Raw genomic sequence first — 13,953 nt, 5'->3', positions numbered from 1 at the left:
AAGTCGAATTTTCAGTATTGTCAGATAGAGGTGAAATCATGGCTGATGATGTGCTATTAGAAGTGAATCAGTTAAAGACTTATTTTTACATGGGTGGGAATGTTGCTAAAGCGGTAGACGGTATAGACTTCTCGATTAAGAAAGGAAAAACACTCGCGATCGTTGGGGAGTCAGGTAGTGGGAAGAGTATGACGTCGTTATCCATCATGCAACTTGTGCCAGGTCCTACTGGAAAGATTGTTGATGGGGCTGTAAAACTCTCAGGCAAAGACTTGCTCCAATTAAGTGATAAGCAAATGGAGAAAGTACGCGGCAATGAAATTGGCATGGTTTTTCAAGAGCCGATGACCAGTTTGAACCCCGTGTTCACTGTTGGAACACAAATCAAAGAACCGTTAATGAAACACCGAGGATTGTCAAAGAGTCAAGCGTTTCAAAAAGGGGTTGAGTTACTCAAGCTCGTCGGGTTCCCAAGAGCTGAAGATACGATGAAAGAGTTTCCACATCAGTTATCCGGGGGGATGAGGCAACGGGTAATGATCGCAATTGCCATGAGTTGTGACCCTAAACTGCTGATTGCAGACGAACCGACGACTGCACTTGATGTAACCATTCAAGCGCAAATATTAGACCTAATGAAAAAAGTTCAAAAAGAATTCGATTCATCAATTTTACTCATTACCCACGATCTTGGTGTTGTGGCAGAAATGGCCGATGACATTATCGTTATGTACGGAGGTCAAGTGGTTGAACAAGCGACGAGAAGGCAGTTGTTAAAAACGCCAAAGCACCCGTATACGGTGGGGTTGTTGGAAAGTATGCCTAGCCTAACTTCTAATAAAGAGCGGTTAACATCGATTCGTGGCAGTGTACCACCGGCACATAGTTTTCCAGAAGGATGTCGATTCGCACCACGGTGCGACTTCGCGACTGAAAATTGTACGAAAGACATTCCTGAGCTCGTCAACAATGAAAATGAACATTTGGTTCGGTGCATCCTGTATGCCGAGCAAGGGGGACAACGGTATGACGATGTCACAACCAGTCAAAGAGCCTAACGAAAAAAAAGAAATCCTTAGAGTTCAGAATCTTAAGAAATACTTTCCGATCAAAGGCGGGGTGTTAAAACGAACCGTCGGTCATGTGAAGGCTGTAGATGACGTTTCCTTACATATTTTTGAAGGCGAAACTTTAGGGATTGTCGGGGAGTCCGGCTCAGGGAAATCAACATTAGGTCGAATGATGATGCGTCTCTTAGATCCGACCGAAGGACAGATTACGTTTAATGGCGTTGATATTTCGACCATTCGACAATCGAAGATTCGCCCGCTCCGTAAAGATATGCAGATGATCTTTCAAGATCCGTACGCTTCGCTCAATCCGAGGATGAGCGTTGGGGAGATTATTGAAGAACCGATGCTTATCCAAAAAACGGGATCATCAAAAGAACGGCAAGAAAATGTAATTAGTCTGCTAGAAAGAGTCGGTTTACAACAGGAAGCAAGATATAAATACCCGCATGAGTTTTCTGGGGGACAACGACAACGGATCGGAATTGCTCGTGCACTGTCTACACGCCCAAAGGTAATTATCGGTGATGAGCCTGTCAGTGCACTCGATGTATCGGTTCAATCACAAGTACTGAATCTGATGGAAGACTTGCAGAATGATTTCCAACTTACGTATCTGTTCATTGCCCATGACTTGAGCGTCGTTAAGCATATTAGCGACCGCGTGGCCGTGATGTATTTAGGACGACTGGCAGAAGTGGCGCCGAAAGACGACTTGTACGCCAATCCATTACATCCGTATACACAAGCGTTGATCTCAGCCGTGCCAACGACAGATATTGATGAAAAACGCGAACGAATAATATTGCAAGGGGATTTGCCGAGCCCAGCCAATCCGCCGAGTGGTTGTCCATTCCACACACGTTGTCCAGAGGCGCATGAACGCTGTACGTTGGAGCGTCCGGAAATGACAAAGATGGGAGAAGAACATTACGTTGCTTGTCACTTGTATACACAAAGTTAACACTTAGATCCGTTTAGGGGGTGGTGTACCGAAAGCATGGATGGATTGAATGTTATGCCTAGTGCAGATTAACTAAGGGGGATATGATATCGTGAATCTAAAAAAATGGTGGAGTTTCTTATTAGCACTTACATTCTCAGTGTTACTGTTAGCAGCATGTAACGGGGGCGATGATGAGACAGGCACAGACCCAGAAGAACCTGCAGATGACAACGGGGAAGAGCCTGCAGATGATGAAAATGGTGATGACGATGGTGACGACGACACAGCTGGAGAAGCAAGTGAAGGCGGAAATGTAAACATTGCCTTCTTCTCACCTCCTGAGCATCAGTTTAACCCGATTTATTATACGTCTACTTATGATGCAAACGTCATGGACTTTATTTTTGAAGCATTATTTAGAACGGATGATGAGTTGTTATTGCAACCACATTTGGCAGAAAGTTATGAACTAAATGATGATCAAACGGAAATGACGGTCACACTAAACGAAGGCATTACTTGGCATGATGGGGAAGCATTTACAGCTGACGATGTCGTATTTACGTACGAAATGATTTCTCATCCGGAATATACGGGTGTGCGTGGAACGTATGCAGATAAACTCGTAGGGTATGAAGATTTTCGTGCTGGCGAATCGGATGAATTCGAAGGTGTCACTGCAGAAGACGATCAAACCGTTATATTCCGATGGGAAGAGTCAAGCGTAACACCGGAATTTAATGCAAGTTTCCCGATTATTCCTGAGCACATTTTTGGCGCGGTTGAACCTGGTGAAATCGAGAGTCATGAAAGCTCCATTGCAACGGGTGAAGTTGTTGGAACTGGACCGTTCATGCTCGGAGACTTCGTCGAAGGGGATCAGTACGTGTTGAATGCAAATGAAGATTATTGGAATGGTGCACCAAATTTGGATACGGTAACACTGCAAGTTCGTGACCAAGCTGTTATTACCGGTCTTCTCGAGTCTGGCGATGTGGACATGGTTATCCAACCGGATGGTATTGTGCCAAGTGATGTGGCCTCTGTTGAACAGATGGACAATGTGACTTTGTATCAACCCCAAGACTTAGGGTATCAATATATGGGCTTCAAAATCGGTTATCGCCCATCGGAAGATGTTGAAGCTGGTGTAATTGATACGGATAATTTTATTGAGAATGAAAAGCTAAGTGATGTTCGTGTTCGTCAAGCGATCGTTCATGCTTTAGATCGTGAAGCGATGGTTGGTGGTGAAGACGGTGAAGGTGGCCTTCTTCAAGGGTCAGGTCAAGTGCTTCATGCTCCGTTCCCAGAAGCATCGTGGGCGTTCGATGAAAATGCTGACATCGGTCTTGAGTACGATACAGACCGTGCAATGGAACTATTAGCTGAGGCGGGTTATGAAGATACGAATGGTGATGGTTTTGTTGAAGATCCAAATGGTGAAGAGTACGTACTCACATTGGCTTATCCAACAGGGAATGAACCACGAGAAAATGCCGCAATTGTTATTGAACAACAACTAGCTGAAGTAGGTATCAATGTGAACGTCGATACACCAAGAGAGTTTCCAGCTCACTCTGAGATTGTGGAAAATGATGACCAGAGTATTGATATGTACTTGATGGGTTGGGGCCTTGCATCAGGCGACCCAGACCCTGGAGGAATTTTCACGTCACACGTTCCTTACAACTACACGCGTTGGGTAGATGAAACGAGTGATGAAATGATTCAACGTGGACTTTCTGCACCGGATGCTTTTGAGCAAGAGTACCGGGAGGAAGTATATAGCGAGTGGGCAGAATATGTGTCCGAGCAAGTGCCTTACGCATTCTTATGGTCAATGATTAATAACTGGGCTGCAACAGATCGTGTTGGAGGAATTACAGAAGATCCAGTAACGATGCTAAAAGATCCACATCTGTGGTACGTCCAAGAATAGACGAGAAACACCAGCAAAAGGCGTGTGGTGTGCAAAGCCACCACACGCCTTTTCTCATCATTGGCTTATAAGGAGGTCCAATGTACTATGGCAAAGTATATTTTGCGGCGCTTACTCATCTTTATTCCGATGCTCTTCATCGTAACGATTGTAGTATTTACTCTTGCTACATTAGCACCAGGAGACCCATTAACAGGTCAACAACTTGACCCTACAATTGATCCAGCAGCGCTGGAAGAACGAAGAGAAGCACTCGGATTAAATGACCCACCGCCTGTGCAATACATAAATTGGTTGAGTGAAGTAGCGACAGGGAACTTAGGGGATTCACTGTACTTTAGTGGACGAACCGTCCAAGATTTAATTTGGTCTCGTCTCCCGAATACAGTATATCTCGCGGTTTTCTCTCTATTTATTACGCTAGTCATCGGACTGCCGCTCGGGATATATGCGGCTCGAAAGCAATACACTGCAGCAGATTACTTTGTAACAACATTTGGTTTTTTTGGACTTGCTGTTCCAAACTTTTTCTTCGCTTTATTAGCCGTTTACTTTTTCTCTTTTCAACTTGGCTGGTTTCCAGCGCAAGGGACACAGAGCAGTGCATCCATCAGTGGTCTGGCAGAGTTTTTGGATCGATTGCATCACCTTATCTTGCCCGGTCTCACACTTGGACTTGCAAGTGTTGCCATCTACATGCGCTACATTCGATCTGAGATGCTTGATGTGTTGAGCAGTGATTTCGTCCGGACTGCACGTGCAAAAGGAATGACAAATGGGACTGTTGTGTACAAGCATACGCTTCGAAACGCAACGATTCCAATTATAACTCTTCTCGGTTTTGAATTTGGAACACTCGTAAGCGGAGCCGTTGTTACCGAAGCGGTCTTTAATTTTCCAGGCATTGGTCAACTGTTCCTAACAGGCATTCAAAATCGTGATTTTCCGTTAATTATGGGCATTAACTTACTCATTGGTGTCACAATACTTGTTGGGAATCTGTTAGCCGATATTATGTATGCAGTTGTTGATCCGAGAATTCGTTATGATTGAGGTGGTAGTTGATGAGCGGACCAAGTCCAGGTAGCACAAAGCAAGTAAACACCGAGCCACCAATGCCAGAAGCGAAAGAACAAAAGAAAAGCTATAGTCCGACAAAATTAATCGTGAAACGATTTTTCGCAAATAAATTGGCAGTAGCCGGTGTATTTATGTTTTTACTTGTCGTCATTTTTTCTTTCTCAGCCCCTTTGTTTGTCGAACATGATCCAGCACAAACAAACCCATTAAATACGTATGCAGAACCGAGCTCCGATCATTGGCTCGGGACGAACAGCTCAGGTCAAGACAATTTTGCTCGCCTTGTGTATGGAGGACAAATTTCCTTACAAGTCGGCGTGTTTATCATGCTCATCGTATCTGTGATAGGTGTTGTTCTCGGTAGTATTTCTGGGTATTTCGGTGGTTGGATAGATAGCATTATTATGAGAATTACTGATTTGTTTTTAATCTTTCCGTTTCTATTGCTCGTTCTGACCGTCGTTACAATCTTACAAAATGTGAATGTTGCGATTCTGGTCATCACCCTCGGACTCATCGTCTGGCCAAACATTACGAGGATTCTGAGGGGAACATATCTCACGTTACGTGAAAGAGAGTTTATATATAGTGCAAGGGCGGCCGGCGCGACTGATCTACGCATTATCGTGAAACATATGATTCCAAATGCGATCGGTCCGATCATTGTAAATGCAACAATCATTATGGCGCAGATGATTATCTTAGAGTCTGCACTAAGTTTTATCGGTTTTGGGATCCCTGCTCCGACGCTTCTTGGGGAGCGATGCTGAACGAAGCGAGAAGTTTAAATATCCTTACGGGCATGCCGTGGGCGTGGATGCCACCAGGCATCATGATCGTTATTACGGTATTATCAATTAACTTTATTGGCGACGGTTTACGAGATGCTTTTGATCCGAAAAGCAGCAGAAAATAAATGCCCGCTTCAAGGAAGGAACGACGTGCATGAGAATATTTCTTCTGCAACAACTCTTTCTGTGGGTATGTATGGTCGTGGTAGTTGTGCTTATTGCCTTTCTGCCACGAGACCTCGTGTTTGTTTCCGAAGAGTACGAAACGTATGGAATCGCGACGATGAATATGCAACTCTACGGGGAGAGGCTCTCTGAATATGTCGCCATGATTGGGTCGGGATCGTTAGGAGAGAATCGATACGGAACGAATGTACTCGTGGATTTACAACTGTATGCGAGCCGTAGCTTGCAACTCATAGGAATTGCTTCGATTATCGCTATTTTCATAGGCACAGCAAAAGCGTATTTTGACACACGGTATAAAGGAATCTTTGCTCGTTCAAGTCGAAAAATTGGACAAGGCATGCAGCATTGCCTAATTTCTTCATCATTATTGTCGTGCAAATGGTCGTCTTATGGCTATTTCGACAAGGGTTCCCGCAATTTTCATTGTATGGAAATGAGGATCTGTCTGCGTTCTTGTTTGCTGCGGTTTTGTTGTCACTATTTCCTTCTATGTATTTTGCGAACATTGTCGCTTCAACACTTGAAAGCGAAGAAGGTTCCTTCTATTTAATAGCAGCCAAAGGACGAGGAGTTAAAAAAAGCGTATTGTTAATCAAACATCAGTTAGCAAATGCCCTACCGTCGATTGTTCAACAGATTCCGGTTATGTTTATGTACTTACTTTCTAACTTATTAATGGTAGAATTTCTCACGTCATTCCGAGGGGCAATGTATAGGACCTATCAGGCAATGGGATTTCAAGAGACGAGCTTAGAAAGTTTACCTAACCAAATGTACATTGAAGAACCTGTAATTGTCGTCTATTTGACATTCTTTATTTCTTTAGGTTTTCTTGTCAACATCGGTAGTCGAGTTATGACGGAAATCGTGACGAGGAGGAGGAGATTATCGTGAAGAACCTTCCTGCCTCACTGATCATTTCAGTGTCTGCCTTCTTATGCTCGTTGCCTTTTTATTTGTCGGTCCCTTCATCTATTCATCGCCAGAACACGAAGATGGGGTGATGATAATGAATGATGGCTCGATTAGAACGGCTCCGTTCCCTCCAGGCGAAGATTTTGTACTCGGGTCGGACGCTGCGGGTAATGATTTATTCGGACAACTGATGAGTGCGGGTCAAGGGACGTTATTACTCGTGTTGATGATTGTCGCTGTTCGGTTTATTCTTGCCGTACCGCTCGCTTACTTCGGAAGGAAACAAAAGGGCATCTTTCATCAAGGAATCCATCTTCTAAATCAATTGTTCTCGTTTATGCCGTTACTCATTGGAATGATTTTTTTTATGACCATTCCGTTTGTCATTTCCTCTGAATACCGAATGCTTTTTGTGTTTATTGGAATTGTACTATTTGAACTTGGCAGGACAGCAGTTACAGTTCAAGAGAGTTTTCATCAAGTTCGTCAGAAATCCTTTATGGAGACGCCTACGATGATTGGCAGCAGTCGTTGGACTGTTTGGAGAAAATATTATTGGCGTCATATTCGAAGTTCACTAATCGTGTTGTTCTGCTTAGATATTAGTAAAATGATGATGTTGCTCGGGCAGCTTGGGTTTTTCGCGATGTTCATATCGATGACGTTCGCTGTTAATGACTTAGGTGAGCCAATCGCAATCAATGCATTTGAAACGTGGCCAACACTGCTTTCAAACGCTCGTACACATATTCCTAATGAAATGTGGGTCATTTTTTGGCCATCGTTAGCCATTGCTGTCACTTCATTAATCTTTTTCTCAATCGGTAATGCTCTAAAAAACATGCAGCAAACGACGAGTTGATTACGAAAGAAGGTGAGGACGGTGTATCTTGATGAAATTGATTTTTCAATACTAGATGAACTGCAACGAAATGGAAGGAAATCATATAGAAAGATCGCTAGCGAGTTGATGCTAAGTGAACGAGTGGTTAAGCACCGAGTGAATGCCATGCTCCGGGAAGGAGTATTCCAGTTTCTTATCTCTGTAGACCCGAGTCGTTTAGCGACAGTACATGTTCTCATCTGGCTTACGACCGTAGCAGGAAAACAAGATACGATTGCCCGCGAACTTATGGATTGTGAGCAAGTGCATTTCATCAGTGCCTATTCTGGTGATTTTAATCTATTGATGAGGGCTCGCTTTAAAGATAAGAAAGCGTTGACCGCTTTTATGAATGATCAATTGGCAGCAATGGATGGCATACTAGGAGTGACGATGAATATCGAATTAAAAACATATGAGTCGTCTAAAAATCGAATGATACGTAATAGCCTGATGTCGTGATTATTGACTCCATGAGCAATAATCTTTTTTTGTGTAGAAAAGCATTGCACTTCAGACAAGCAAAAAGTATAATAAGTCTAAAATATTCTACGAAATCAGTAAAAAAGAAGTTCATTTTTTACTTTTTAAGCCGAATATTCAAACTATATATATGGAAAAAGAAGTGGTGAAGCTATGGAACTAGATCGAATGGATTTTAAGATCTTAGCGCATCTGCAAGAAAATGGGAAACAATCGTATAGTGAGATTGCGAGAGGTCTTGAAGTAAGTGAAGGAACCATCCGTTCCAGGGTAAACAAAATGCTCAAAGAAGAAGTGTTTGAATTTATTATTCATACAAATCCAAATAAGATAGGACTGCACGTGCAAGCCATTATTGGTTTGGAAACACGACTCGGTAAACAAGATTCGATTGCTTGTCGACTTCAGGGGCATGGGGCTGTTCGTTTTATTGGGGCATTCTCCGGTAAACATGACTTGATCATTCAAGCATACTTCCGAAACAACGATGAACTCATCGGATTTGTAAATCAGGAATTATCAGAAATCGAAGGAATTATTAGCGTCGATGTGAATGTTGAATTGAAACAATATAAAGATACGTTTTCTTACATTGACAATTAAGTTTTATTACGAAGTGTGACATTTATATCACAAAAAAATTAAAAAAATTTAAAGAAATCATTGCATCGCTCATAGAATTGCGCTTATAATGATCTTTAGTTTCTTGTAATAAATATTCTGTCATAGTACTTTTTTACATATGAGTGGGCAGACACCTAGTTAGAATTGTTTATCAATTCAATCAAATAGAAATATACAGGGATGAAAGAGATGAGGTGCAATCATCTATGGATCAACAGCAGAATGTTATTGAACTTAAAGAAGTAACCACATCATTTTACAGCAGAAAGCAAGAATTAACCGTCGTCGATCGTGTCAGCTTCAACGTAAAACAAGGGGAGACCCTAGCGATTGTTGGAGAATCAGGATCAGGAAAGAGTATGACTTCTCTTTCAATTATGCAGCTCGTCCCTTCACCTAATGGGAAGATTACGAATGGTGAAATTATTTTTAACGGAGAAGATTTACTTAAAAAGCCAGAGAAGGCGATGTATACGGTGCGCGGAAATGATATTTCGATGATTTTCCAAGAACCAATGACATCGCTAAATCCTGTATATACTGTTGGAGAACAGATTCGGGAACAACTCATGTATCACCAGCCACTATCTAAGCGTGAAGCTCATCAGAAGGGAATCGAAATGCTAGAGCGCGTCGGCTTCTCAAGAGCGAAAGAAATTATGGGAGAGTACCCGCACCAGTTGTCAGGTGGTATGAGGCAGCGGGTGATGATCGCGATTGCGCTAAGTAATAATCCGAAGTTGCTCATTGCCGATGAACCAACAACGGCACTTGATGTAACGGTACAAGCACAAATTCTCGATTTAATGAGGAACTTATCGAATGAGTATGATTCTTCGATTATTCTGATTACACATGATCTTGGCGTTGTAGCAGAGCTTGCTCAACGAGTCGTCGTTATGTATGCTGGCCAAGTTGTTGAAGAGGCTGCTATAGAAGATTTATTTGATAAACCGTTACACCCGTACACAGAAGGATTATTAAACTCGATGCCTAAGCTTGATGAAGAACAAGATCGCTTGCAATCGATTCCAGGTGCCGTGCCGACACCTGATAACTTCCCTGTCGGATGCCGTTTCGTGACGCGTTGCCCGTATGCGATGGAAGTATGTACAAAAGAGCAGCCAACATTACTAGAAAAAGAATCCGGACATAAAGTGCGCTGTTTTCTACATGAGGAAGGGGTCGTAAACGATGGCGAACACGAACGTAGCTCATGATCCATCAACGAATATAAATCAGAATGATGATAAGATTTTAGAAATTAAAAATCTGAAAAAACACTTTCCAGTCAAAGCAGGAGTGCTCCAAAGAACAAAAGGGCAAATCAAAGCGGTTGATGGGATTGATTTCTATATCCGTAAAGGTGAATCGTTTGGACTCGTTGGAGAATCTGGCTGTGGGAAATCGACGGCAGGACGTACGATCACAAGGTTGTATGAGCCGACAGACGGTACGATTATGTTTGACGGGAACGATATAACAAAAAGCAAAGAGCGTAATCTTTTCTCGTTACGACGAGATATGCAAATGGTTTTCCAAGACCCATTTTCATCACTTAACCCCCGTAAAACCGTAGGGGCGACGCTTATTGAACCGATGAAGGTGCACGGCATTCAATCGAATACGAAAGCACGACGTGAATTTGCCCAGTCAATCATGGAGCGAGTAGGTTAAACCTTCCTTCATTAATCGTTATCCCCATGAATTTTCCGGTGGACAACGTCAACGTATTGGGATTGCTAGAGCACTTATTCTTAATCCAAAACTTATCGTTGGAGACGAACCCGTATCAGCTTTAGATGTTTCGATCCAATCTCAAGTACTCAACTTACTTAATGATCTTCAGGATGAGTTTGACCTTACGTACTTATTTATTGCTCATGATTTAAGTGTTGTGAAACACTTCTCTGACCGGATCGGAGTCATGTATCTTGGCAATATGGCTGAAGTTGCTGAAAAGAATGATTTGTACAATGAACCCCTACACCCGTATACACAAGCGCTATTGTCTGCGGTTCCTCGTTCTCACCCTCGTGAACAAACGCGGGAGAGAATCATTCTAAAAGGGATATCCCGAGTCCTGCAAATCCACCGAGTGGGTGTGTTTTCCATACAAGATGTCCGTATGTGATGGACCATTGTCGAGAAGTGAAGCCGGAAATGAAAGAAATTAGACCGAAGCATTACGTCGCTTGTCACTTACACGAGTAAGAACAGATTACCCTGTACAGGGAGGGATGCTAAACAATTGTCGGAAGGTTCAAATCAATTATCTTTACATTTATTAAAGGGGGATTTATAAGTGGGTAAAAAAGCACATTGGTTACTTCTAGCAATGATTTTTGCATTAGGTCTATTGCTTGCTGCATGTGGCGGCGGCGCTGACGAAACAGAAACAGACGGCGATGCAGGTGGCGATGACGAGCCAGATACAGAAGAAACAGACGATGATACAGATGATGAAGATGGCGACGATGATGATACAGCAGCAACAGGCGATCCGGTTGAAGGTGGCGAATTAATTTACGGTACAGATGCTGAGCCTAACGGATTAACACCTGCAACCGTTTCTGACTCTGCGTCTACGGATGCCCATAACTTGGTTCATGCAATGCTTTATCGTCAACAAAGCGATGCTTATGAAGTAGAGCCGGAAGTAGCGGCTGGAGAGCCACAAGTATCAGAAGATGGTTTAGAATACGTGATTGAAATTCGTGACGATGTATATTTCAGTGACGGTGAGCAATTGACGGCGGACGATGTTGCTTTCACAATCGGAATCTATATGATGGAAGATATACAGGTCCTGCTATCACAACGTTTGAGCGTGTTGATACGGTAGAAGCAACAGATGAATTTGAAGTGACATTGACACTTAACGAGCCAGATTCCGCACTGCCTATTGGTCTTGGTATTCATATTGTACCTGAACATATTCTTGGTGAAGCTGACAGCTATGCGGCAATTGAAGAGCACGAAGCTAGCACAACTGACGCTGTTGTTGGTGCAGGTCCTTACGAAATGACAGACTGGACGTCTGGTCAATACATTAACTACGAAGCACGTGATGATTATCATGAAGAAGGTCCATATATTCAACAAGTAACGTGGAGACTTGGTGACAACGATGCTCAGCTTGCAAACTTACAAGCGAACGAAATTGATGTTATGAATGTTCCACCACAAGATCTAGTAACAGCAGAATCTGTAGACGGTTTTAACATTAGTGAAGTTCCAGGATTTGGTTATAACTATATTGGCTGGAACCACCGTAATGAATTATTTGAATCACCGACGGTTCGACGTGCATTAACGATGGCAATTGACCGTCAAGGAATCATTGACGGAATTATGTCTGGACATGCAACCATTGCTGAATTCCCACACAGCCCTGAAGGTCCTGTGTATACAGATGAAATTGAAGAGATTCCATTTGATCCAGATGGTGCTCTTGAACTGTTTGCAGAAGAAGGATGGGAGCTTGAAGGAGATCAACTTGTTAATGACAGTGGTGAGCAGTTCTCATTCAACTTATTAACTAACTCTGAAGCTCACGTTCGTACGGATTGGATTGTTGCAGTACAACAAATGCTAGGTGAGATTGGTATTGCTGTCGAAACAGAAACAATGGAGTTTGGTGCTTACCTTGATCGTATTCAACCTCCAAATTGGGATTTCGATGCGGTAGCAGGTGCATGGAACCTAGCTCTTGATCCAAACCCTGAGCAGCTTTTCCACTCTGATAACATCGAAGCTGGCCAAAACAACATTGCTTACGCAAGCGATGAGTTTGATGAGTTAGCTGGAGATAACCGTAGTATTATTGATCCAGATGAGCGTATTGAAGTTCTTCAAGATGCATTTTTACAAGTTGCTGAAGACCAAGCATACACATTCATGTATTATGCTACAGAATTTAGTGCATACCGTGATAATGTACAGAACTTCCAACACAACCCTCGGGTTAACTTATTCCGCGTTAACGAATGGTGGATTGAAGAGTAAAATCTTCATTCCGAAAGGGGAGAGAGGGTGGCCTCTCTTCTCTTTCGCTTAAAAGGAGATTTGGAATATGACTACATATATAATCAGAAGACTTATCATGACAATTCCATTGCTAATCGGGATCTCCATCATCACGTTTGCGATGATGCAATTTGCGCCTGGAAATCCAGCGGTACTTGATGTTGACCCGGATATTCCACCAGAAGCGAGAGAGGCTCAAATTGAAGCATTAGGGTTAAATGACCGCTTCCAGTCCAATACGCACGATGGATGGGTGGGGTTGTGACAGGAGATTTAGGAAACTCCTACATTTCTAAACGACCAGTTGTCGATATGATCTCAGAGAGGTTGCCAAACACGTTGATCTTAATGTTTGCATCCTCAGTGTTGGCGATCGTCATTGCCATACCGATAGGTATCATTTCGGCTGTTCGACAGTATACAAAAACCGATTACACGATCACACTTTTTTCCTTTGCTGGAGTTGCCGTACCGAACTTCTGGATAGGTTTAATGTTAATTATGTTCTTGAGTGTCCAGCTTGGTTGGTTTCCAGTAGGTGGTGTCCAAACGCTTAATGCCGACTTTAATATTTGGGATCGACTTCATCACCTCTTTTTACCGGCGATCGTATTAGCAACCGCCGATACGGCTGGTCTAACTCGTTACACAAGAACGAGCATGTTGGAAGTGAAGAACCAAGATTACATTCGGACAGCACGAGCAAAAGGATTTAAAGAGGGAAAAGTCATCTTTAAGCATGCACTTCGAAATGCGCTATTGCCGTTAATTACAATTTTTGGTCTGATGTTGCCAACATTTATTGGCGGTTCTGTCGTTGTTGAAAACGTCTTTTCCTGGCCAGGAATTGGGGAGCTCTTCTTAACGAGTGTAAACCAGCGTGATTATCCAGTGATTATGGCGATGACGATGTTACCGCATTTCTTGTCGTAATTGGAAACCTGATCGCGGACATTCTATACGCCATCGTCGATCCGCGCATTGAGTATTAGGGAGGAACA

Annotated in this window: 13 protein-coding genes and 2 pseudogenes; all 15 read left to right on the top strand. The window is 42.8% G+C overall.

Going from position 1 to position 13,953, the window contains the following annotated elements; translation table 11 throughout:
* The first annotated feature begins 38 nt into the window (after nt 1-38).
* The 15 genes and pseudogenes from JCM19037_RS14240 (at nt 39) to JCM19037_RS14175 (ending at nt 13,944) form a co-directional block, all read left to right on the top strand.
* Nucleotides 39-1,058 (top strand): ABC transporter ATP-binding protein, encoded by a 1,020-nt coding sequence (locus JCM19037_RS14240; protein WP_042402268.1) that lies wholly within the window; start codon nt 39-41, stop codon nt 1,056-1,058.
* Nucleotides 1,033-2,034 (top strand): ABC transporter ATP-binding protein, encoded by a 1,002-nt coding sequence (locus JCM19037_RS14235; RefSeq protein ID WP_042402319.1) that lies wholly within the window; start codon nt 1,033-1,035, stop codon nt 2,032-2,034. The genes JCM19037_RS14240 and JCM19037_RS14235 overlap by 26 nt, the downstream gene beginning before the upstream one ends.
* A gap of 91 nt (nt 2,035-2,125) precedes the next feature.
* Nucleotides 2,126-3,958 carry an ABC transporter substrate-binding protein gene (locus JCM19037_RS14230; protein WP_042402265.1) on the top strand — a complete coding sequence of 611 codons (1,833 nt, stop codon included), beginning with the start codon at nt 2,126-2,128 and terminating at the stop codon, nt 3,956-3,958.
* A gap of 87 nt (nt 3,959-4,045) precedes the next feature.
* Nucleotides 4,046-5,011: an ABC transporter permease gene (locus JCM19037_RS14225; protein ID WP_042402262.1), complete on the top strand. Its 966-nt coding sequence runs from the start codon at nt 4,046-4,048 to the stop codon at nt 5,009-5,011.
* Between the two features lie 11 nt (nt 5,012-5,022).
* Nucleotides 5,023-5,808: an ABC transporter permease gene (locus JCM19037_RS14220; RefSeq protein WP_307189816.1), complete on the top strand. Its 786-nt coding sequence runs from the start codon at nt 5,023-5,025 to the stop codon at nt 5,806-5,808.
* A complete protein-coding gene (locus tag JCM19037_RS29420) occupies nt 5,802-5,954 on the top strand; it encodes a hypothetical protein (RefSeq protein WP_307189815.1) in 153 nt (50 codons plus the stop codon). The genes JCM19037_RS14220 and JCM19037_RS29420 overlap by 7 nt, the downstream gene beginning before the upstream one ends.
* 409 nt (nt 5,955-6,363) lie before the next feature.
* Nucleotides 6,364-6,912: an ABC transporter permease subunit gene (locus tag JCM19037_RS14215; RefSeq protein ID WP_042402259.1), complete on the top strand. Its 549-nt coding sequence runs from the start codon at nt 6,364-6,366 to the stop codon at nt 6,910-6,912.
* Between the two features lie 115 nt (nt 6,913-7,027).
* Entirely contained in the window at nt 7,028-7,795 is a 768-nt protein-coding gene (locus JCM19037_RS14210; protein ID WP_042402257.1) for an ABC transporter permease subunit, read from the top strand.
* A 21-nt stretch (nt 7,796-7,816) separates the two neighbouring features.
* Nucleotides 7,817-8,278, top strand: a complete 462-nt coding sequence (locus tag JCM19037_RS14205; RefSeq protein WP_052363905.1) for an Lrp/AsnC family transcriptional regulator — start codon at nt 7,817-7,819, stop codon at nt 8,276-8,278.
* A gap of 174 nt (nt 8,279-8,452) precedes the next feature.
* Nucleotides 8,453-8,902, top strand: a complete 450-nt coding sequence (locus tag JCM19037_RS14200) for an Lrp/AsnC family transcriptional regulator (protein WP_042402253.1) — start codon at nt 8,453-8,455, stop codon at nt 8,900-8,902.
* A gap of 227 nt (nt 8,903-9,129) precedes the next feature.
* Nucleotides 9,130-10,143 (top strand): ABC transporter ATP-binding protein, encoded by a 1,014-nt coding sequence (locus JCM19037_RS14195; RefSeq protein ID WP_042402251.1) that lies wholly within the window; start codon nt 9,130-9,132, stop codon nt 10,141-10,143.
* Nucleotides 10,118-11,137: pseudogene (locus JCM19037_RS14190) on the top strand (ABC transporter ATP-binding protein). The gene JCM19037_RS14195 and the pseudogene JCM19037_RS14190 overlap by 26 nt, the downstream one beginning before the upstream one ends.
* Nucleotides 11,138-11,228: 91 nt before the next feature.
* The gene (locus JCM19037_RS28600) at nt 11,229-11,768 is read left to right on the top strand and encodes an ABC transporter substrate-binding protein (RefSeq protein ID WP_042402248.1); all 540 of its coding nucleotides are present in this window, start codon (nt 11,229-11,231) and stop codon (nt 11,766-11,768) included.
* Between the two features lie 20 nt (nt 11,769-11,788).
* Nucleotides 11,789-12,931 (top strand): ABC transporter substrate-binding protein, encoded by a 1,143-nt coding sequence (locus tag JCM19037_RS14180; RefSeq protein WP_042402246.1) that lies wholly within the window; start codon nt 11,789-11,791, stop codon nt 12,929-12,931.
* Nucleotides 12,932-12,998: 67 nt separating this feature from the next.
* Nucleotides 12,999-13,944: pseudogene (locus tag JCM19037_RS14175) on the top strand (ABC transporter permease).
* The last annotated feature ends 9 nt before the right edge of the window (nt 13,945-13,953 follow it).

This window comes from Geomicrobium sp. JCM 19037, assembly GCF_000698105.1.
Taxonomy (GTDB): Bacteria; Bacillota; Bacilli; order Bacillales; family Marinococcaceae; genus Geomicrobium_A.
Note: the sequence above shows the minus strand (reverse complement) of the source record. Positions and strands in the feature narration are given on the sequence as shown.